The following is a 22129-nucleotide window of genomic DNA, read 5'->3' on the forward strand; positions in this document are numbered from 1 at the left end:
ACCTGATCTGAAGGAATTAAAAAAAGCAACATCTAAAAGGTGTTGCTTTTTTATTTAGTTCTGAAATATTTTATGAGCGCGATCAAAGAAACGATTGCCCAAACAGCTTCAAGGATTATAAAAGGCAGGTAGTTCATTAGAATTGAAGCCAGGCAAGCCATAGCGGCTCCAATTAAATTCAATAAAATAAAAGCGAGACTTTCATTGGAGATCTTTTTGCTAACATTTAAAATATAAGCCAGTAAGATCTGAAAGACTCCGGCAAAACCTACCCAGTCAACTAAATCCATGAAAATTGGAAAATTTGATGATTCAAAGGAAATTCTGCTTAGGTTGAAATATTCTAAAGATCGGGGATCTCCTTAAACTTACCGTTTTTTAAATGCCCCAAAACGATCACCTCTTTACTTTCCTTATATTCTTCGATAGCTAACTTCAGTTGTTCTTTAGTGTCACGGTGTATCTTCACCCCACTTTTTTGATTCTTGTTGCGGACCTCTATATAGTATCCGTCCCTTAATTCTTTTGGTTTTGTCGATGGCCTTCCCATAGTTATCTTTTTTTACCTCCTCGTGCAATATAAATCCTTATTTCGGAAAAAATTGACATTTCTTGTATCTAATATAAAAAAAAGACTAAGGGTTTTATGAATTTCTTGAGAGAGGATATACTTTTTAGGTAATCCTAATCGAAAAATATGAGATGAGGAAAATCTATTCTCATGGTATTTAAGAACTGATTTCAACGTATTCTTTATTTCTTAAATACTATCTGGAATCAGTAATTCCGCTACTTTTTCAGGTTTATGTGAGGAATTTGATCTCCTCATTAATTTTTAACGTCCCGATTAAAAGTTTTGTTCTAATGAATTAATTACGGTAAATTCATTTAATATTCTGAAAAACAAATACTTGTAAGTTTCAACTGTTCTTTATTAAGTTACCAATATTAGGATATTATGAAAATCATATTTACTGTTTTACTCTCTATTCTTTTTCAAATGGCCTTTAGTCAGAATTCAGATTCTTTAAAAGTAGAGCTTGCGCCATACACCAGTTTACGTGGTCATTTCGGAGTTTATAATGAAGAGATCGAGGTGCAGGAGAATGCCTCGAGGCTTGGTTTTGAAGTTTCGGTTTCCAAAAATGATATAAGGTACTTCGCCGTGGTAGAATTAGGAATTAGCCTTTTTAAAAGCAATCAGCAATTCAATACAGATGCCAATACCAATAGCGGATTTCTCGCTATAGATAATTCTCAGGAAAACCAGGTTTTTGGTAACAGGCTTGGATTTTTAGGTGCCGACTTTGGTAAATATGGTATTATCTCGGTAGGGAAGCAGTGGAGCGTTTATTATGATATCACTGGTTACACAGATAAATTCAATGTATTTGGGGGGAAGGGAAGTGCAACCTATGTGGCTAATTCAGATGGAGGGGAAACGGGAACCGGTCGTGCTTCACAATCTCTTATCTACAGGAATAGCTTTGGAAATTTGAAGATCGGTGGTCAATTACAATTTCGTACTACCCTCAATGATCATTTGTTCGATGGATATGGGTTTAGCGCGCAATATGAATTGCTCAAGGGATTAAAGCTTGGAGGCGCTTATAATCGAACGCTGCTGGCAGATTTAGTGATAGATAATTTCCTGGGAATGGATGATCATCCAGAATATTATACGTTTGGCTTAAATTTCAATAATGAAACCTGGGATATTGGGTTGGTATATGCCAACCAGACCAATGGAGATCTTTCTGAAATAGTGGTAGAGGATGAATTGATCGCTGAAGTTTATGATGCTGATGGATTTGAAGCTTTTGTAAAATTCATGAAACCAAAATATGCTTTTCTACTGGGGTACAATCAGTATGATCCAGATCTGAATGACCTTCCCTTGCAGGGTGAATTTAATACCCGCGATATTGTTTTTGGAGCAGAATTCAAACCCACCAAAAGAGCATATCTATATGGAGAATACAGGATTGCTGCCGGGGATAGCAGGTTAGAATTAAGAGAAACCGACGTCTTTACCCTTGGTATACGTATCGATCTAAGCAATACGTACAGCAAAAATTTCTAATTCTTTTAATTTCAGGTTCAGATTTCACCTGAATAAGTAATCTTGCCGTAATGATTCTTTTCGAAAAACTCGAACCCTCGTAAAAGAAAAAAACCGGGATTTATACCCGGGCTTAGCTTATCTCCCAAATTTATAATACTCCAGGAATTCATGAGGTTCATTCTTTAAGATCGGTAAGATACAGTCCATGGCCATTACGCTAAACGTAATCCCGTTGCCACCGAAGCCCAGAATATAGGATTCATTTTTCTGAAGATCTGGCTTTCCCAGGTATGGGAGCCCGTCTTTGGTCTCGCCAAATGTACCGGCCCAGGAATAATCTGGGATATAGTCAATTTCGGGAAAGGTTTTTCTAAATGATTTGAGCAGTGCTTTTTCCTTTTTGGGCAATAATGCGTCTCGACCTTTAGCATTTTTAAAATTTTCGTCCCCGCCACCCATAATGATCCGGTTATCTGCCGTAGCCCTGAAATAGAGGTAAGGCTCTTCGGTATTCCAGAATATATGATCTTTAAATCCCGGCGGTATTTTTTTGAAGGCTTCACTGGCCATAGCATAGGTGCTTTTCAGTTTCACCACATCTTCCTTCAGGGTCTTAGTACTTTCATAACCGGTGCAGTGGATCACATGCTCTGTTTTTATGCTGAAGTTCGAGTTGGTTGTTAATTCCATCCCGTCTTCGGTACTTTTAAATTCCACGATCTCGTTTCTATCAAAAATTCTAAGTCCCTTATCGGTACAATAATTTAATAGGTCCTTGGAGAGTTCGTATGGATCCATCACCGCACCAGACCTGGACCTTATTCCTAGTAATCCTTTCTGGATGCCTAGTTCTTGTAGCTGATTATTCTCCAGTAATTCTACATCAAAACCATGTTCTTTCCTCGCCTCGAATTCTTTCCTGATGAAATCCAGATCAGATTTACTTGAAGTGAAATAAACGCTTTTCTTTTTCCGGAATTCGCAATCACTATTTATACTCTTCACGATCTTCTCCAGATCGAATATGGCCTTTTCGCAGTTCTTGTAACTGCTAACCGCATTGGTGATGCCTACTTTTTCTATAAGCAGATGCAAGGGTTCATCTATCTCGTACTGAAGCATGGCGGTACTGGCGGCACTGCTACCGTTAAAGACATCTCTACGTTCCACCATTACCACCTTATAGCCTTCATTTCCCAGTTTATAGGCGATTAATGCGCCAGTGATGCCACCGCCAATAATTACAACCGGTGAGCTTATGTTTTCCTGAAGTGAAGGGTAGCTGGTTCCCAGGCTGTTCTTTATAAGCCAGTAAGGCTCGTTAGATCTAATATCCATTGCTATAGCGTGTATATTTGTGCGCCATAGGCAGGAAGATTGATCTTTCCTGTCCAGGAGTTGTTATCGGTTTCTATTGCTTCCTTGATCATTCCCGTTACTTCCAGATCAGATAGATCCTCATCGTAGCCTTTCCAGGTACTGTTAAACCTGAGCTTCCAGTGTATGCCTTCGTCGATGCCTATTCCGTAATTTTCATAATCCTGATGTCCGAAATTCAACACTACCAGTACCGGTTCATGGTTTTCACCATGATTGATTCTTTTATAGGCCATAACTTTTGTTTCCTGGTTTTGATGAACAATCTGAGTTTCCTGTCCTCTTAGTCCTTCAGTCATTCCATATTCTCCTGTTCTAAGCTTAATCAGGTCTGTAGTTAATCTGTGTATTCCCTGCAGCTTCTCAAATTTTCCCCAATCGAGACCTTCATGATCTTTGAAATATTCATCCTCTAGAAATTCCTGACCCTGGAAGATCATAGGTATTCCGGGAGAAGTTGTAACCAGGACTAATCCCAGGATCGCTCTTTTTTTAGCAAAAGCACTTTCAGCATCACCGGGATGTATTTCCTCTGGAACACGGGCTTTGCCATTGGCTACTTCGTCGTGCGATTCTGTATAGATCACCCTGCAGAAAGCATCATCGCTGTAGCGATAAGTTATTGCTTCAACGATACTATCCAGGTTACGATCATCATCATGGGTGGTGATCAATGCTTCCCGCACAGGATGCACAAATTTCATATCCCATTGAGTTCCATAGCCAATTCCGCTATGTTCCGGATTATTGGTCATAATATCATCTCCTTTAAGATCTTCGGCGATAGTTAGAACATTCGGGTATTTACTTCTTATTTCTGAATTGATATCCCGCATAAGAATGATTCCTTCAAGGATCTCTGTGTCAAAACCTAAACCTCCACCTTCATATCGTATATAAGAAGTGGCGTCCATGCGCAAACCATCACAATGGTATTTTTCAAGCCACATTAGTGCATTGTCCCTTAAATACTGTCGTACTTCGGGACGGCCGTAATCTGGCCTGGTATCACCCCAGGGAGTTTCGCTCCTGTGATCATTATAAAAATATATACCCCCTTTATCATTTTCGCTCCAGCCATCAAATTGCCAAAGGTCTACGTCTGAAGGTCCCAGGTGATTATAGACCACATCCATGATAATACCAATCCCAAGTTTATGAGCTTCTTTTACCAGCCTGAATAAACCTTGCGGACCGCCATAATCCTGCTCGATTGCAAATAGATGTGCGGGGTTATATCCCCAGGAAATACCTCCTGCAAACTCCGCTACCGGTAAAAGTTCGATACAATTTATCCCCAAATCCTTTAGATATGGAAGCTTTTCTATCACCTCTTCAAAAGTGCCCACCTGTTCGGGATCTTTTCTGAAAAAGGTGCCTACATGTAGTTCATAGATCACCAGTGAATTCCATGCCGGCAAAGTATAATTGTCATCTTCCCAATCGAATTCCATTTTCCTGATGATCGAATTTCCATCAGAATTAGTTACCTCAAAGGCATAGGGGTCATTACGATGAAAGCTATCTTTCCCATTTTTTATATGGTATTTATATTGATGACCTTCTTTGGCCAATTCTGAGGTTCCTGCCCAGTAACCATTTTCCTCTTTTTCCAATGGAAAAGAATATTCATTCCAGTCATTAAAATCTCCTATAACATATACCTCATCGGCGTGAGGAGCCCAAACCCTGAAGGTGGTATGTGTGTCTTCAACTATAGAACCCATCCCTGGGGAAGGTACAATAGTAAGTTTAATTTGTTCTGCATTTCTCATTTCAATTTTTTTTATAAAAACCATTAAAATTACCTCAGGATCGAATGCTAAAATTTTATTTGTGAGGAAATTAACTCGGAATCTATTAGGATTCTTAAAGCAGTAAAAAGGCGGTTTTATTTCTATTAGTTCAGGCTCCTGTTTCGGAAAAATGCAGACATTTAAGAAGAGATATTTATTTATGAAACTGAAAAAATTGAAGCTCAGGGTGATAGGTGAAAAACTGATATTTTTCAATTAAATGTTTAGGTAGCCGCCATATTAGGAAAGAAATTATTAAATTTTAGAAAAATTTAGACCATGGCAGAATTCACGATAACTATCAACGGAAAAAAGCAGACCCTGGATGTAGATCCAACTACTCCTTTGCTTTGGGTTTTAAGAGACCATCTCAAAATGGTTGGAACAAAATATGGCTGCGGAATTGCTCAATGCGGAGCCTGTACAGTGCATTTTAATGGTTCTGCCGTAAGATCCTGCCAGTTGCCCATTTCATCGGCTGCGGGTAACGAAATAACGACTATCGAAGGACTTTCTGAAAACGGGGATCACCCGGTTCAAAAGGCCTGGCTGGAACATGATGTTCCCCAATGTGGTTATTGCCAGGCGGGACAGATCATGTCGGCTTCAGCATTGCTGAAAAAGAATCCGAGCCCCAGCGATGAAGAAATTGAAAATGCCATGAATGGTAATATTTGCCGCTGCGGAACCTATACCAGAATTAAGGCTGCTATCAAAACAGCTTCAGATTCCCAAATAGCCTAATCTTAGTTGAATTTAAATCGAGAAAAATGAGTAAAGTAAAAACAGGAATAGGCAGAAGATCTTTTATAAAAAGCGTTGGAGTTGCCAGTGGCGGATTGATCATCGGTTTCAACTGGCTGGCGTGTAAAAGAGCTACAGAAGAAGGTGGAGAGGAAATGGCTATGCAAATGCCAGATGAGTGGTTCGAACTTAACGGTTATTTAAAGATTGGTGATAATGGAATTGTAACCATCTATTCTCCAAATCCTGAAATTGGTCAGAACGTAAAGACTTCCATGCCCATGATCGTGGCTGAGGAACTTGACGTGGACTGGAATAATGTCATCGTAGAACAGGCACCTTTAAACACCGATATTTTCACCAGGCAGCTTGCCGGTGGTAGTCAGTCTATCCGTCAGGGATGGGAATCATTGAGAACAGCTGGTGCGACAGCCAGACAAATGCTTCTTACCGCTGCTGCTAAACAATGGGAAGTTCCGGCTTCTGAACTAACTGTTGAAGAAGGAGTGATAAAACATAAGGGAAGCGATAAGACCATGGGATATGGCGAGATCGCGAAAGCCGCCGCCCAGGTTGAAGTTCCGGAAGAAGTGGAATTAAAGGATAATGACAATTTTAAAATAATAGGGACTTCCCGAAAGAATGTAGACGCGAAGAAAATTGTGACCGGACAGCCTCTTTATGGCCTGGATACTTATAAAGACGGAATGCTCATCGCGATGCTTGTACAACCACCAGCTTTCGGGATGGAGTTTAAATCCATGGATGCCGATAAGGTTAAGGAAATGCCCGGTATCGTCGACGTTTTTACCATAGATACCTATCCGGAGGATATGGAAAAAGAATGGAGTGATGTGGCAGCCTTTTCAAAACTAGTGGTAGTGGTTGGTGAATCTACCTGGCAGGTGATGCAGGCTAAGAAAGAATTAAAGGTAGAATGGGACTTAAATCCAAAATTGACCGAACAGATACAGATTCTGGAGAAATCGGCTGGTATGGCTGGAGCAACCGGCCTCGAAAGCAGTGATATTCATAATACGCTGATGGCTGAGGTCGGTGAGAAAAAATCTGAAGTGGTAAGAAAGGATGGCGATCCGGAAAAAGCATTTAAAAATGCCGCCCGGGTTATCGAGCGTTCTTACACTTGCCCGTTCCTTGCGCATAATTGCATGGAACCTATGAACTTTTTCGCTGATGTTACCGGTGATAAGGCCTTGTTATTAGGTCCTATTCAAACACCTGAATATGCTGAAAAGAGTGTAAATAAACGCCTTGGCTTCGATCTTGAAGATATCGATATACAGATGACTAGAATGGGAGGTGGTTTTGGCCGTAGACTTTATGGTCACTTCCTGGTGGAAGCTGCCGTCATTTCTCAGAAAATGGGAAAACCGATCAAACTGGTATATTCTCGTGAAGATGATATGACCAATGGTGTATATCGCCCGGCTTATCATGTAAAATATCGTGCGGCGCTGGATGCGAACAATAAGCTAACAGCTTTTCATGTGAATGCGGGAGGAATTCCGGAAAGTCCGCTTTTCGCCAATCGTTTTCCGGCAGGAGCTATCGACAATTATCTTGCAGAAAGCTGGAGCCTTGAATCAAATATTTCAACGGGAGCTTTCAGAGCTCCACGTTCTAATTTCATTGCGGGGGCAGAGCAGTCATTTCTAGATGAACTGGCAGAAGAAATGGGACAGGACCCAATTCAGTTCAGGCTGGATATGCTAAAACGGGCAGAATCTGATCCTGTTGGTGAAGAGAATGATTACGATGCTAAAAGATATGCCGGTGTTCTTAAGGTCGCTAGGGATAAAGCTGGATGGAATAATGGCAGTTCTTCTCAAAGTCGCGGGGTTTCGGCATATTACTGCCATAATTCATACGTGGCGCAGATCCTTGATATGACGGTGAAAAATAATGAACCCTTGATAGATAAGGTTACCTGTGTGGTAGACTGCGGAATCGTGGTGAATCCAGATGCTGCTAAAAATATGGTGGAAGGTGGAACCATCGATGGAATTGGTCACGCACTTTATAGTGAGATGACCTTTAAAGATGGAGCTCCGCAGAAAAGCAATTTCGACACTTATAATTTAATTCGTCACAAACAGGCACCGAAAAAGATCGATGTGCATTTTATAGATAATGGTATAGATCCTACCGGTTTGGGAGAGCCGCCATTTCCACCTGTTCAGGGTGCCTTGGCTAATGCCCTTTATAAAGCGACCGGTAAAAGATTCTATAAACAACCTTTTATTAATGAATTGAAAAATGCGGGTAGCGATTTGAAAACCTAACAGATCCTTTCAATTATGAAAAAGATCAAAGTTAAATGCTGGGTTGAAGATGAAGGAGAGAAGTTTTATGGTCCCGGGCCTAACGAACTTTTGAAAAGAATACAGGAAGAAGGATCTCTTTCCAGGGCGGCTAGTAAGATGGAAATGTCCTATAAAAAAGCCTGGGAATTGGTTCAGAGATTGAATCAGCATACTGAGGAGCCTTTGGTTATTCTGAAAAAAGGAGGTCAGCACGGTGGAGGAGCAGAAGTCACTCCACAGGGTTTGGAAATAATGCGTGAGTTTGAGAATTTACAGATAAAGATCGATGAACTGGTAGACCAGCAAACCGATCTTATCAAAGTTTTAAAATAAGAATTTAAGGCTTCGGATAGTCCTGAGCCTTAAATTTTAAATAGCGATATATACGTTTATACATAACGCTTAGATGGCAGTAAAAAAGAAAATATATCTGGATTATAATGCAACCACCCCGACAGATCAACGGGTGGTTGAAGCGATGTTGCCTTATTTTACCGAGAAATTCGGGAATGCCAGTAGTGATCATGTTTTTGGGTGGGATGCCAATGAAGCTGTTGAAAATTCCAGGGAACAGGTCGCCAGATTGATAAACTGTAAGCCAACCGGAATTACTTTTACTTCAGGTGCCACCGAAGCGGCAAACCTTGCGATATTTGGTTTTTGTAAAAGGAACAGGTCAAAAGGGAAACATATCATCACTTGCAAAACGGAACATAAAACCATTCTAGATACTTTAAAAGCTCTGGAGAATGAAGGTTTTGAGGTCACTTATCTGGATGTAGATCTTGATGGTAATATTGATCTTAGCGAGCTGGAGAGTGCTATTACTTCAGAAACGATTCTGGTTTGCCTGATGCTGGCAAATAATGAAACTGGCCTAATTCATCCTATGTATGAGATCGAAAAAATTGTTCATTCAAAAGGGGTGAAGCTAATGAGTGACATTACCCAGGCCGTGGGTAAAATACCTGTTGATCTCAAAGCTCTGAATTTGGATATAGCGATCTTCTCTTCTCATAAGATCTACGGACCAAAAGGAGTTGGCACATTATATATCAACAAGAAAAATAATATCGAAATTGAACCTCAGGTTTTTGGAGGCGGACAGGAAAAAGGAATGCGCCCGGGAACCCTGAATGTTCCGGGTATCGTAGGATTTGGAAAGGCTGCCGAAATTGCTTTTTCTGAAATGGAAGAAGAGTCAGTAAGAATCTCGAAACTGAGAGATAAACTGGAAGGACTTTTAATGGAATCATGTGTTTGTAAAGTCAATTCCATGAAAGCAAATCGATTACCAAATACGACCAATATCTCCTTTGAGAATATTGACTGCAACCAACTTCTCAGAAAATTGAATAGCCTGGCGGTTTCACGTGGGTCGGCCTGTACATCTAATATTATTAAACCTTCGCATGTTTTAAAAGCGATGGGTTTAAGTGATGAACAGGCGTTATCCTCTTTAAGGATCAGTTTAGGAACAAATACCAGCCTTTCAGACATTGAATTCGCAGCTGAAGAAATCAAGAAAACCGCAAACCAGTTAAAAAGAGCTGAGGTATGAGAGAACTGGATACCATCATAAATCAATATGAACTTCTTAAAAATGAAGGGACGCAAAGCGTTCTGGCTACCGTGGTTCATGTGGAGGGATCATCCTATCGTAGAGCCGGTGCACGAATGCTGGTTGATGAATTTGGGAATATCACAGGTGCCATAAGTGGCGGATGCCTGGAAGGGGATGCGCTGCGCAAGGCACTGCACGCATTGCACCAGGAGAAAAATAAACTGATCACTTATGATACCAGTGATGAAGATGACGCGATAATTGGAGCCCAGTTGGGCTGCAATGGTATCATCCAGGTGCTGTTCGAACCTTTAGATTATCAGGATACATTGAATCCCTGCGAGTTGCTGAAAAAGGTGATTGCTCAAAAGGATGCTTTGGCGATCGTAATTCAGTTCAATTTGGATAAAAACAAAGTGCAGCATGGAACTTCTCTATTAATTGATGAAAAATCAAACATTTGGGGTAAGAAACTGAAGCAGGAATTACTGAAACAAATTCTGAAACAATCTCAATTGGTGCTGAAGGAAAACCGATCTGCTTTTGCGGAGCTAATATCAGACAAGGAGGCGAGCCATATTTTTATTCAGAATTATCAGCCTCCGGTAAAGCTCGTTATTGTTGGAGCCGGGAATGATGCTCAGATCCTGGCACAACAAGCCGATCTGCTTGGCTGGGATGTGATCGTGACCGATGGCAGGCCCACTCACGCGAATAAAGAACGGTTTACCAGTTTCTGCCAGGTAATAGTCTCGAAACCTGAGAAAACACTGGAGAATATCAAAATAGACCAACGCAGTTGTTTTGTACTGATGAGTCATAATTACAATTACGATCTCGCAGTTTTAAAACTTTTGCTTAATGAGCAAAAAGTACCTTATATCGGGATCCTTGGTCCTTTGAAGAAATACCAGAGAATGCAGGGTGATCTTAAGGAAGATGGATTTGAATTAAAAGATGAGATTCTGAAAAAGATCCATGCTCCGGTAGGACTGGAGGTTGGAGCGGAAACCCCTGCGGAGATCGGATTATCGATCTTATCTGAAATCCAATCAGTTCTAACAGGGAAAAGTGCAAGACCACTTAAGGAGAAGTCTACGCCAATTCATGAAAAAATTCATTCTCAGTTTAAGGAAATAAAGATTTGAGGAATTATAAAAAAATAGGAGTTGTAATTCTTGCTGCCGGTTCTTCGAGTCGGCTTGGGTATCCTAAGCAATTGGTGGAGTTCAAAGGAAAACCAATGCTGCAGCATATTATAGATGTGGCAGATTCTTTTGAATTTGAGACCGAAGTGCTGGTGCTTGGTGCCGCCTCAGATGAAATAAAAGAAAAGATCGAACCGAAAAAGTTTGAAATCCTTTTTAATGAAAACTGGCAGGAAGGAATGGCTTCAAGTATCAGGACAGGTCTGGAGAGGTCTCTGGAAAAGGAACAAGATCTGGAGCATTTACTTATCCTGCTTTCAGATCAGCCGTTTGTAAGTAAGGAAAGAATTGATGCCTTGATAAAAGAACAATTAGCCGGGAACAGTGAGGCGACTTTTTCAGAATACGACGGAGATGTTGGTGTTCCTGCGATTTTTTCAAGTTCGGTTTTCCCGTATTTGAAAGAATTGAAAGGAGATCTTGGAGCTAAAAAACTGATCTATGATAAGAAAATTGAGTTCAGGACGGTAAAATTTGAAAAAGGGAATTTTGATGTGGATACTAAAGAAGATGTGGAATTATTAAAGAAGCTAGAGAAAGAATGAAAGTGACGGTAAAATATTTTGGAATGATTGCCGAACTTGCGGGAAAAACCGAAGAGTTGTTGGAGGTTCCTTCAGGAACATCGGCTATAGAGCTTAAAGATCGACAAGTTCGTAGATATCAGATTCAGGATCCTGAATCTGTACAGCTGGCGGTGAACCAGAATTTAGATAACAAAGTAGAATTAAATGAAGGCGATGAGGTGGCTTTTTTGCCGCCATTCGCAGGAGGATAATGAGATACGACCGACAAATAAAATTAGATGAAGTTGGAGTTCCGGGTCAGGAAAAACTCCGCAATGCCAGTGTACTTATTGTTGGCGTTGGCGGACTGGGTTGTCCTGCCGCGCAAAATCTTGTTGGAGCCGGGATTGGCAGGCTCGGGCTTATAGATCACGACCGGGTTTCGCTTTCAAATCTTCATCGGCAGTTATTGTTTACTGAGGAAGACCTTGGAAAATCTAAAGCTTTGGTGGCTAAATCAAGACTTCAGCAGATCAATTCAGAAGTTGAAATTGATGTTTTTGAGGAACCTTTAAGTATAGATAATGCGGAAAACCTGTTTCAACTTTATGATATTATCATTGATGGAACCGATAATTTTGAAACAAAATACCTGATAAACGATGCCTGTATTCTAACCGAAAAACCATGGGTCTATGCTTCGATCTATAAAAATGAAGGCCAGCTCTCAGTATTTAATTATCAGGAGGGACCTTCTTACCGATGCCTTTTTCCGAAGACTACCAGGCAGAATATAAGTTGTGAAGCAACCGGAGTACTTGGCGTTACCCCGGGGATCCTGGGAACCATGCAGGCCGCTGAAGTTTTAAAAATGATACTTGGTGCCGGAAATGTACTTTCGGGAAAATTGAAACTGATAAATATTCTATCCGGGCAGGATCAATTATTAAATATTTCAAAGAGAGTAGAAGAGATCGAAAAGATCAAAAATGAAGGAATTATTCCGGTGAGGATAGAATGCAAAATTTCTGACGAGTCAAAGCTCTACCTGGATATCCGGGAAATATTTGAACAACCAAGGGTCAATTCTGGAAAGGTTCTTCAAATTCCGCTTAGTGAGCTGGAAGACCGTTTAGAAGAAATTCCGAAGCAGGAAGAGGTATTGGTTTTTTGCCAGTCGGGAAAAAGAAGCAAGAAAGTAGTGGATTTATTAAAAGCACAATTCGAATTCAATAACCTTATAAATGTTGAAGGAGGAGTAGAAACAATAATTGATGGTTAAAATTAAATCCTGAACCAAGTTCTGGGGGACGTTAAGAAAGCACTACGTCATGCTGAACTCGTTTCAGCATCTAATAGAAGTTAATATAATCGTCAGACCCTGAAATAAATTCAGGGTGACGCTAAATGAGTATGAGGTTAAATAGCATTTAATGGATAAGAAAAAACCGAAAAAAGTATTTGTACAGGGTGCCATTCCGCCGGAAAAGATCGCTAACTCAATTGCGAATCATCAGTCCAAAACCAATATTGGAGCACATAGTATTTTTCTGGGCCAGATCAGGGCCGATGAAATTGATGGGAAAACAGTGAGCGCGATAGACTATTCAGCATATGAAGAAATGGCTGAAAATGTTTTTCATGAGATCAGGGAGGCGGCATTTGCGAAATTCGACATTACCTGCGCGCATATTTATCATAGCCTGGGCGAGGTAAAAACCGGGGAAATTTGCCTTTTCGTTTTCACTTCTTCGGCGCACAGAAAGATTGCCATAGAGGCCTGCAACTATTTTGTAGAAGAAATTAAGGCCAATGTGCCCATTTTCGGAAAAGAGATTTTCGAAGATGAAACTCATCAATGGAAAGTGAATAAATAGATGGTTGATATAACGCATAAAATAAGTACACTTCGGGAAGCCACCGCCATTGCTGTGGTACGGACTTCCAGCGAAGAGACGGTTAAAGCGATCAGGGAAAATAAAGTTCCGAAAGGGAATGTCTTTGAAATGGCGAAAGCCGCAGGATTATTGGGAGTAAAGAAAACGCCTGAGTTGCTTCCGGACTGTCATCCGTTACCAATCGAGTACACCGGAATTGATTACGAAATTAACGGACTCGAGATACAGATCTCGGTTAGGGTTAAGACGATCTATAAGACCGGAGTTGAGGTGGAGGCGATGCACGGCGCCAGTATTGTAGCCCTTACGATGTATGATATGCTGAAACCTATCGATAAAAATGTAGAGATCGGGACCATCCGGCTTCAGAATAAAAAAGGTGGAAAATCATCTTTTAAGGTCAATTCTGAAGGCTTAAATGCAAAAATCGTGGTGTGTTCAGATACCATTTCAAAAGGTCAGGGAGAAGATAAAGCCGGCAAGGCCATCGCTTCAAAACTGAAAGAACAGGGAATTGAATCTGAAATTAGCATTATTCCAGATGAACCTGAAGAAATAAGATTGGCTCTGAAGAATGCCGGAACTGATATGGTCATTTTCACCGGAGGAACAGGAGTCGGCCCTCGTGATTTAACTCCGGAGACTATAGAACCCTTGCTGGATCTAAAGTTGAAAGGGGTAGAGGAGCAAATGAGAAATTATGGTCAGCAGCGTATGCCATATGCGATGTTATCAAGGTCTGTAGCTGGGTTAATGGACGGAAAAGTAATACTGGCATTGCCAGGATCAACCAAAGGAGCAGCAGAATGCATGGATGCGATATTTCCGCATGTATTGCACGTTTTTAAAGTGATAGAAGGAAAGAGACATGATTGAAGAAAAGAAGAAAATAGTAGATAATTTTGGACGGCCGCATACCTATCTCAGGATCTCCCTGACCGACAGGTGCAATCTTCGTTGCTTTTACTGCATGCCTGAAGAAGGGATCGAACTCATGGAGAAATCCAATATCATGACTCTGGAAGAGATCATTGATCTGGCGAGGACATTCCGTGACCTTGGGGTGGATACGATCCGACTCACCGGCGGGGAGCCTTTGGTGCGAAAGAATTTTGGCTACCTGTTAGAAGAACTGGCAAAACTGGGCGTCACTTTAAAGATCACCACCAACGGTATCATGCTGGATAAATATCTTGATCTTTTTCAGAAGATTGGCTTAAAAAAGATCAATCTCAGCCTGGATACTCTGGATAAAGCAAAGTCGGTTTTTATAACTAAGCGTGATTATTTTGACCGGATCTGGAAGAATATTCAGCAGGCTTTAGAGATGGATATGGAAGTCAAACTGAATATCGTACTTATCAAAGGCGTTAATGACAACGAGATCAATGATTTTATAGAGCTTACCAAAAACAAGAAGCTTAAGGTCAAATTTATCGAGTTTATGCCTTTTAAGGGCAATAAATGGGACTGGAGCAAGGGAGTTTCGGAAAAGGAAATTCTTGATATAGTTTCAGAAAAATTCGGGAAAGTTGAGGAATTGAAAAACCCGAAGCATAGCACATCCAATAATTTTAAGGTGAAAGGGCATACAGGAAGTTTCTCGATCGTGAGTACGATTACCAATCCGTTCTGTTCTGAGTGCAATAGAATTAGGGTTACGGCTGATGGGAAAATGAAGAACTGCCTTTTCGCTAATTCTGAAACCGATCTGCTTACACCACTTAGAAATGGTGAGGAAATGGATAATATTATCATTAATGCGATCAAAACCAAGAAATATTCCCGGGATGGAATGGATGTGAAAATGGATCCCGAGCATTACGAAAAGAACAGGTCAATGATATCAATAGGAGGCTAATGGTAACAATCGAAGAAGCGTTAAAGATCATTCAGGATCAATCTGTAAATCTAAAAACTGAAAACCGTCATCTTGAGAATTGTCTCGGATTTTCCCTTTCCGAAAATATCACTGCTCCATTTGATATGCCTTCATTCGACAATTCCGCGATGGACGGTTATGCTCTCTGTGGAATCCATTCAGAATATAAAATTGTAGGGGAGGTTGCTGCCGGTGATATGAGCGAGATTGAATTGAAAGAAGGGGAGGCCGTTCGCATTTTTACCGGGGCAAAAGTACCTGGAAAAACTACCGCGGTAATAATGCAGGAAAAGGTCTCTATTCATGGAGATAAACTACTTCTTGAGACAGAACCAAAAGAGGGCCAGTGTATTCGCAGAAAAGGAGAAGAATTAAAAGAAGGTCAGCTTGTATTTGAAAAAGGCTATAGCATTACTCCCGCAGGAATCGGTTTGATTGGAAGCCTGGGAATTGAAAAAGTTGAGGTCTTTAAAAAGCCGGTCATAAATTTAATTACTACCGGGAATGAATTGATACAACCCGGAAAGCCAAAAGCCGTAGGCCAGATCTTTGAATCCAATAGCTATGCGCTTACTGCTGCCTGTGAGAATTTCGGTTTTCACTGCAAGGATAAAAAACAGATCGCAGATGATTTTGAACCTATAAAATCAGGGGTCATAGAATCCCTGGAAACTGCAGATGTACTGATCCTTTCCGGAGGAATTTCGGTTGGAGATTATGATTTTGTGAAACAGGCGCTGGAAGAAAATGGAGTAGAGGAACAATTCTATAAAGTTTTTCAGAAACCGGGAAAACCGCTGTATTTTGGAAAGAAAGGAGATAAGTTTGTCTTTGCCTTACCGGGAAATCCTGCATCTTCACTTAGTTGTTTTTATGTTTATGTACTTCCTTTTCTTTATCAGTTAAGTGGTTCAGATAAAAATGGGCTCGAAAGATATTCTTTTCCTATTTCGCATGATTTTGAGAACAGGGGAGACCGGCCTTCATTTTTAAAAGCGAAGATCAGTAATTCTAAGGTGGAAATTTTGAACGGGCAGGGTTCTTCGATGATACAATCGATGGCGCTGGGGAATGCCCTGGCATTTATTGATGCTGAAACTTCGGTTAAAAAAGGGGATCCTATAGAATGTCTTCTAATTTCATAATATGCCCTTAGAATACCTCCCATTTATCTTTTTTCTGATTGCTTTATTCTACAGTTCTGTTGGCTTCGGGGGAGGTTCCAGTTACCTGGCAATTCTTAGCCTGGTGATAACCGATTTCTTTGAAATTCGCTCTACCGCGCTTATCCTGAATATTTGTGTGGTTACGATAGGCACCATCATTTATATTAAAAATGGGGTTTTAAAACCAAAACTGATCTGGCCATTTTTTGTTCTAAGTATTCCAATGGCATATTTAGGAGCACAGATTAAGCTATCTCAAACCATATTTTTCCTCATCCTGGGAAGCGCTCTGATCTTGGCTGGGATCTTTATGAGCTTAAGATTTGTAAAGGGTAAACTTGAATCTCAGGAGTTCTCTAAACCCAAGAAATTCATTCTCGGAGGAAGCATTGGTCTATTGTCAGGAATTTCAGGAATTGGTGGAGGTATTTTTCTTTCACCGGTATTAAATCTTCTGAAATGGAAGGATCCCAGGATCATCGCTTCTCTGGCTTCGGTTTTTATCCTGGTGAATTCCGTAGCAGGACTTATTGGTCTCAATGTTGCCGGAACTTTTCGACTGGATCTTGATCTTGTAATAAAACTTATTATTGCAGTAGTACTTGGCGGAAGCCTCGGTTCATATCTTTCCAATAAGAAGTTCAACCTGAAATTCCTGGGAATCCTTACCGCCATTCTTGTTATCTATGTTGGCTTAAGACTTATCCTATTAAATGGATTCGGAATCAGGATATAACTTCCAATATTTTTAAAATCTTAAATGTTTGAGTATCAATAAGATTTTTAACGAGGTCTCTTCAAATATTCTTTCTGATTAACATAATGCTAACGCTTTACAAGATTTTAATCTTTAATTTTAGGAGCCTACTTACTTCCCTAATACATTTTTTATGAAAGATATTGATAAATGGAAAAAGAACGCTGATCTAGAGAATCTCAGCGATGACGAAAAAATGATCCTTGACGAAATGGGGTTGAGTGGGAGTTCCCGGAGAAAATTCTTAAAACAGGTTTCTGCAGCCAGTTTAAGTATCTGGGCTTCTTCATATTTTACTTCAGAACTATTTGCCAGCAATATGAAAGATCTTCCAGATAATCCACAAGTACTACTTAACGAAGTTAAAGTGAATCTTAGGGTAAATGAAATGGTAAAACAATTGACATTAGACTCCAGAATGAGTCTGCTTGATGCCTTAAGAGAAAGACTGGCCCTTACCGGGACCAAAAAGGGATGTGATCATGGTCAATGTGGTGCATGTACGGTAATAATTGACGGTAAGCGGAACCTTTCCTGTTTAACCTTAGCGGCAACCTGCGAAGGCAAGGAGATCACTACCGTGGAAGGTCTTGTTAAGAATGGAGAGATGCACCCTATGCAAAAAGCCTTTTTAAAACATGACGGATTCCAGTGTGGTTACTGTACGCCGGGACAGATCTGTTCTTCAGTAGCCTTATTAGAAGAAGCTAAAAATGGAGAAGCCAGTTATGTGACGGAAGATTTTAAAAAGATAGAGGAGAATTTAAATCTTTCTGAAGAGGAGATCAGGGAAAGAATGTCTGGAAACATCTGCCGTTGCGGTGCCTATAATAATATTGTTCAGGCCTTTAAAGAAGTTCATTCCGGAAATGATGAGATGCCGACCTGGGAATTCGCTACCCAGGAACAAATGGAGAAAGCTAAAAAAGCTTAGACCTGAGAATTAAACTTAATTGAACTGAACATGAGACCATTCACCTATACAAGTGCAATAAATAAGGAACAGGCGCTAAAGGCTACCACTAAAACTTCACATTATCTCGCCGGGGGAACTAACCTGGTAGACCTAATGAAAGAAGATGTAGAGCGACCAGACCAGTTAATAGACGTAAACAAGCTTGAATATAAAAAGATCACCAAAAACGATAATGGTGGACTAAGCCTGGGTGCCATGCTTAGTAATTCTGAGACTGCGAATCATCCAGACATTAGAAAGCAATATCCACTGCTTAGTATGGCAATGCTTTCTGCAGCTACTGCCCAGATACGGAATATGGCTAGTAACGGAGGCAATTTATTACAGCGCACGCGCTGTCCATATTTTTTCGAGACCTCCATGCCTTGTAATAAAAGGCAACCTGGTTCCGGATGTGGCGCTTTGAACGGAATGAATTCCCTGCACGCTATTTTTGGTTATAGTGATAGCTGTATCGCTACCAATCCTTCAGATATGTGTGTAGCTCTAGCTGCACTTGGTGCTAAGGTAGAATTAGAGCAACCTGGAGGTTCCTCCAGAATGATAGAATTTACAGATTTTCACCGTTTGCCGGGAGATAAACCGGAGAAGGACACTAACCTGGAAGAGGGTGAATTGATAACGGGTATTCACCTTAGCGAACCCGTATTTGCAGATCACTATTACTATTTAAAGATCCGGGAGCGATCCAGTTATGCTTTTGCTTTGATTTCGGTTGCGGCCGGACTTCAGGTAAAAAGCGGAACTATCACTAAGGCAGGTTTGGCTATGGGCGGTGTTGCTCATAAGCCATGGAAACTTTATGGTTCTGAAGAATTCCTGAAAGGCAAAAAACCTAACCAGTCCAACTTTGAGGAGGCGGCAGAGATCGCAATGAAAGACGCCAAACCATTTGAAGCTAATAAATGGAAAGTAGATATGGGTAAAAAAGCGATCGTAAGAGCGCTTACCCAGGCATTCGAAAGGGAAGTATAGTCCAACCTCAAAATCAAAAAATCATTATGAATACAGTAAAAAAATCGGGAGTTGGGCAAGCCATAGATAGAGTAGAAGGCCATCTTAAAGTTACGGGAAAGGCCAAATATGCTTCTGAATTTCCAGTAGAAAATAAGGTTTACGCACAGGGTATCAACAGCACGATCGCTAAAGGAGAGATCGTTTCTATAGATACTTCTGAAGCCGAAAAACTAGACGGGGTTCTAAAAGTAATTACCTATAAGAATGCCGAAAAGCTGAAGACCTTTGATAAAGAAATGACCGCTATTGGAACAGATAGCATTGCACCGGTATTACAGAGCAATAAAGTAAATTATTACGGTGAATATGTGGGACTGGTGGTTGCCGAAACTTTTGAACAGGCACAGTATGCGGCACGTTTAGTAAAATTTGAATATAAAAAAGATCCTTCGGCCGTGATTAAATTTGAGGAGTCGAGATCTAAAGCCTATACTCCAGATAATGGATCTAATTATTCCCGCGGGGATATGCAGAAAGGCCTTTCTGAAGCAGATGTGGTGGTAGAGCAAACTTATAATACCCCTATTGAGCATCATCATCCTATGGAATTGCATGCGATCATCGCCTCTTGGGAAAATGGAAAAGTAATGGCCTACGCGAGCCAGCAGATGGTGGATGATGCCACGATCGCTATTTCTTCTACTTTTCAAATTCCGAAGAAGGACGTTAGGGTCGTTTCTGCATTTGTCGGTGGAGGCTTCGGCTCAAAACTAAACCTGGAACGGCACGCGATCATGGCGGTGATGGCAGCTAAAATGGTGGGCAGACCTGTACAGGTTACGGTTACCAGGACGCAGATGTTTACAAATACAGGAATGCGCCAGCAAAATGAGCAAAAAATGCGGATTGGAGCTAAAAATGACGGGATGCTAACGGCGCTCTCTCATGAAACGCTGTCCCACACCTCTACAAATATGGAATACCAGGAACCCTGCGGAATGGTTTCAAAAATGCTTTATAAAGTGCCCCATAACGAGGTTACCTATAAGCTGATTCCCATGAACATTCAAACGCCTTTTGCGATGAGAGCACCGGGCGAAGCCACGGGAAGTTTCGCCCTGGAATCTGCAATGGATGAAATGGCCTGGAAACTGAAAATGGACCCGATAGATTTCCGTATAAAAAATGACACGCAGACAGACCTTCATGAAAACCGACCTTTTTCATCGAGACTTCTGGTAGAATGTTTAAGGATAGGCGCAGATAAATTTGGTTGGAAAGACCGAAAGATGGAGCCCGGAACGAACAAAAAAGGTAACTGGCTTATTGGCTATGGTGTGAGTGCGGCTTCCAGAAATTCACCATATCAAAGAACATATTCCAAAGTAATTCTGGACCTGGAGGATGATGGGAAAGTACATGCTACCATACAAATGGATGGGACAGATATTGGCACAGGTAGTTATACCATTATCGCGCAAACCGCATCAGAATATTTAAAGATTCCTGTCGAGCAGGTTAGTGTGGAATTGGGGGATTCAAATTTCCCAGTTACTCCGGGTTCCGGCGGATCCTGGGGAGCGGCTTCCTATTGTAATGGAGCTAGAGCTGCCTGTGAAAATGCTGTAAAAGGTTTAAAAGATAATAGAAACATTCCCCAGGATGAAAACGTGGCTTTGGCTGAACTTCTGAAAAGAAACCAGATCAAAACTTTTGAAGCTGAGGGAATGGCAGAACCATCTAAAGAATTTGAAGAATATTCAGTCTTTTCTTTCGGCGCCAACTTTTGTGAAGTTTGGGTAGATAAAGATACGGGAATGTACAGGATCAAAAGGATGGTAAATGTTGGTTCAGCAGGGAAGATCCTGAATCCAAAAACCGCCTACGGGCAGATCATAGGTGGTCTTACCATGGGTGCAGGAATGGTGATTGCTGAAAAAACACAGGTGGAGCCTAATTTCGGGAATTTTATCACCCGTTCTTTTGCAGATTATCATGTGCCGGTGAACCTGGATCTGGCCAATATAGATGTGGTGTTTCTACCTGAGGAAGATAAGATCGCCAATAAAATGGGAATAAAAGGGATTGGTGAACTGGGAATTACCAGTGTGGCGGCTTCTATTGCGAATGCGATATTCAACGCAACGGGTAAACGAATGAGGGACCTGCCTATCACACCGGAAAAACTAATTGAAGCCGAGGTAGAAGAAGGGGTTGCTATTTCCTGAACCGGGTAGCAACAATTGAATTGATTAAGTAAAAAAGGTATTTTTAGTATTCAATTTTTTCAAGTCTAAGGATGAAACCGGCAGTCAAAAATAACAAGCTTTTGAAATTGATATTCTTAGCTATCATTTCATTTTCTTTAACCTATTGTCAGGAGAATAAGGATAAAGGAGATGAAAAGGAAACTGCCAAAGTTGAAGAGCCTTCAGAAAATAAAAGCACCAAAAAGGCTATTCCGAATTATTATACCAGCGGTATCCCAGTATATGAGAAGTTTGAAGATCTGGAACCTTTATTAAATATAGAAAACGATACCACTTATGTGCTTAATTTCTGGGCAACCTGGTGTAAACCTTGTATCAAGGAACTCCCACATTTTAAAGAACTGGATTCAATTTATAAGAAGGAAAAGATGAAGATCGTTCTGGTAAGCCTGGATTTCCCAAAAGATGTAGATACCAAACTTGTAGAATATGCCAAAGAAAATCAAATTGAAGATAAAGTGGTGGTCCTGCTCGATGGTAAGTATAATAACTGGATAGATAAGGTTTCTCCGGAATGGTCTGGTGCTATCCCCGCTACCTATATTTACAACCGGGAGCGTAATGAATTATTTCAGGGTGCTTTTGAAAATACCAAAGACCTTATAGACGTGATTGAACCATTTTTATAAACTAAATATA

Annotated in this window: 22 protein-coding genes; 18 read left to right on the forward strand and 4 right to left on the reverse strand. The window is 40.7% G+C overall.

The annotated features are described in order from the left end of the window. Window positions 1-50: 50 nt before the first annotated feature. Together C8P64_RS16070 and C8P64_RS16075 are read right to left on the reverse strand one after the other, a co-directional pair. A complete protein-coding gene (locus C8P64_RS16070; protein ID WP_108173121.1) occupies window positions 51-290 on the reverse strand; it encodes a CBU_0592 family membrane protein in 240 nt (79 codons plus the stop codon). A gap of 53 nt (window positions 291-343) precedes the next feature. Further along, window positions 344-550 carry a hypothetical protein gene (locus tag C8P64_RS16075; protein WP_108173122.1) on the reverse strand — a complete coding sequence of 69 codons (207 nt, stop codon included), beginning with the start codon at window positions 548-550 and terminating at the stop codon, window positions 344-346. A 408-nt stretch (window positions 551-958) separates the two neighbouring features. Between C8P64_RS16075 and C8P64_RS16080 the strand changes: the two genes are divergently transcribed. Beyond that, window positions 959-2083: a porin gene (locus C8P64_RS16080; protein WP_108173123.1), complete on the forward strand. Its 1125-nt coding sequence runs from the start codon at window positions 959-961 to the stop codon at window positions 2081-2083. Between the two features lie 117 nt (window positions 2084-2200). Here the strand turns inward: C8P64_RS16080 and C8P64_RS16085 are convergent, their stop codons facing one another. Then, a complete protein-coding gene (locus C8P64_RS16085) occupies window positions 2201-3403 on the reverse strand; it encodes an NAD(P)/FAD-dependent oxidoreductase (RefSeq protein WP_108173124.1) in 1203 nt (400 codons plus the stop codon). Window positions 3404-3405: 2 nt separating this feature from the next. Further along, window positions 3406-5217, reverse strand: a complete 1812-nt coding sequence (locus C8P64_RS16090) for an alpha-amylase family glycosyl hydrolase (protein ID WP_108173183.1) — start codon at window positions 5215-5217, stop codon at window positions 3406-3408. A 300-nt stretch (window positions 5218-5517) separates the two neighbouring features. On the opposite strand from C8P64_RS16090, the gene C8P64_RS16095 reads away from it, so the two are divergent. The 17 genes from C8P64_RS16095 to C8P64_RS16175 all read left to right on the forward strand — a co-directional run bounded on the left by C8P64_RS16095 (window position 5518) and on the right by C8P64_RS16175 (window position 22119). Further along, window positions 5518-5982, forward strand: a complete 465-nt coding sequence (locus C8P64_RS16095) for a (2Fe-2S)-binding protein (protein ID WP_108173125.1) — start codon at window positions 5518-5520, stop codon at window positions 5980-5982. A 26-nt stretch (window positions 5983-6008) separates the two neighbouring features. Further along, window positions 6009-8285: a xanthine dehydrogenase family protein molybdopterin-binding subunit gene (locus tag C8P64_RS16100; protein WP_108173126.1), complete on the forward strand. Its 2277-nt coding sequence runs from the start codon at window positions 6009-6011 to the stop codon at window positions 8283-8285. Window positions 8286-8300: 15 nt separating this feature from the next. Next, window positions 8301-8639 (forward strand): winged helix-turn-helix domain-containing protein, encoded by a 339-nt coding sequence (locus C8P64_RS16105; RefSeq protein WP_108173127.1) that lies wholly within the window; start codon window positions 8301-8303, stop codon window positions 8637-8639. 73 nt (window positions 8640-8712) lie between these two features. Then, window positions 8713-9867 carry a cysteine desulfurase family protein gene (locus C8P64_RS16110; RefSeq protein ID WP_108173128.1) on the forward strand — a complete coding sequence of 385 codons (1155 nt, stop codon included), beginning with the start codon at window positions 8713-8715 and terminating at the stop codon, window positions 9865-9867. Then, window positions 9864-11018: an XdhC family protein gene (locus C8P64_RS16115; RefSeq protein WP_108173129.1), complete on the forward strand. Its 1155-nt coding sequence runs from the start codon at window positions 9864-9866 to the stop codon at window positions 11016-11018. Before C8P64_RS16110 ends, C8P64_RS16115 begins: the two co-directional genes overlap by 4 nt. Next, a complete protein-coding gene (locus C8P64_RS16120) occupies window positions 11015-11623 on the forward strand; it encodes a nucleotidyltransferase family protein (RefSeq protein WP_108173130.1) in 609 nt (202 codons plus the stop codon). Before C8P64_RS16115 ends, C8P64_RS16120 begins: the two co-directional genes overlap by 4 nt. Then, window positions 11620-11856 (forward strand): MoaD/ThiS family protein, encoded by a 237-nt coding sequence (locus tag C8P64_RS16125; RefSeq protein WP_108173131.1) that lies wholly within the window; start codon window positions 11620-11622, stop codon window positions 11854-11856. Before C8P64_RS16120 ends, C8P64_RS16125 begins: the two co-directional genes overlap by 4 nt. Beyond that, on the forward strand, window positions 11856-12866 hold the full coding sequence (locus tag C8P64_RS16130) for a HesA/MoeB/ThiF family protein (protein ID WP_108173132.1): 1011 nt from the start codon (window positions 11856-11858) through the stop codon (window positions 12864-12866). The genes C8P64_RS16125 and C8P64_RS16130 overlap by 1 nt, the downstream gene beginning before the upstream one ends. Before the next feature lie 151 nt (window positions 12867-13017). After that, complete coding sequence (locus tag C8P64_RS16135) at window positions 13018-13461, forward strand: molybdenum cofactor biosynthesis protein MoaE (RefSeq protein WP_108173133.1); 444 nt, start codon at window positions 13018-13020, stop codon at window positions 13459-13461. Next, the gene (gene moaCB, locus C8P64_RS16140; protein ID WP_108173134.1) at window positions 13462-14358 is read left to right on the forward strand and encodes a bifunctional molybdenum cofactor biosynthesis protein MoaC/MoaB; all 897 of its coding nucleotides are present in this window, start codon (window positions 13462-13464) and stop codon (window positions 14356-14358) included. Continuing rightward, window positions 14351-15343, forward strand: a complete 993-nt coding sequence (moaA, locus tag C8P64_RS16145) for a GTP 3',8-cyclase MoaA (RefSeq protein WP_108173135.1) — start codon at window positions 14351-14353, stop codon at window positions 15341-15343. Before moaCB ends, moaA begins: the two co-directional genes overlap by 8 nt. Beyond that, entirely contained in the window at window positions 15343-16509 is a 1167-nt protein-coding gene (locus C8P64_RS16150; protein ID WP_108173136.1) for a molybdopterin molybdotransferase MoeA, read from the forward strand. Before moaA ends, C8P64_RS16150 begins: the two co-directional genes overlap by 1 nt. A 1-nt stretch (window position 16510) precedes the next feature. Then, window positions 16511-17266, forward strand: coding sequence for a sulfite exporter TauE/SafE family protein (locus tag C8P64_RS16155; RefSeq protein WP_108173137.1), 756 nt, complete (start codon window positions 16511-16513; stop codon window positions 17264-17266). 154 nt (window positions 17267-17420) lie between these two features. After that, window positions 17421-18221, forward strand: a complete 801-nt coding sequence (locus C8P64_RS16160) for a 2Fe-2S iron-sulfur cluster-binding protein (protein ID WP_108173138.1) — start codon at window positions 17421-17423, stop codon at window positions 18219-18221. A 30-nt stretch (window positions 18222-18251) separates the two neighbouring features. Then, window positions 18252-19238 carry an FAD binding domain-containing protein gene (locus C8P64_RS16165; protein WP_108173139.1) on the forward strand — a complete coding sequence of 329 codons (987 nt, stop codon included), beginning with the start codon at window positions 18252-18254 and terminating at the stop codon, window positions 19236-19238. A gap of 26 nt (window positions 19239-19264) precedes the next feature. Beyond that, window positions 19265-21448, forward strand: a complete 2184-nt coding sequence (locus tag C8P64_RS16170) for a xanthine dehydrogenase family protein molybdopterin-binding subunit (protein WP_108173140.1) — start codon at window positions 19265-19267, stop codon at window positions 21446-21448. A gap of 101 nt (window positions 21449-21549) precedes the next feature. Continuing rightward, on the forward strand, window positions 21550-22119 hold the full coding sequence (locus C8P64_RS16175; protein ID WP_170106680.1) for a redoxin domain-containing protein: 570 nt from the start codon (window positions 21550-21552) through the stop codon (window positions 22117-22119). Window positions 22120-22129 lie beyond the last annotated feature (10 nt).

This window comes from Christiangramia gaetbulicola (genome assembly GCF_003054225.1).
In the GTDB taxonomy this organism is placed as follows: domain Bacteria; phylum Bacteroidota; class Bacteroidia; order Flavobacteriales; family Flavobacteriaceae; genus Christiangramia; species Christiangramia gaetbulicola.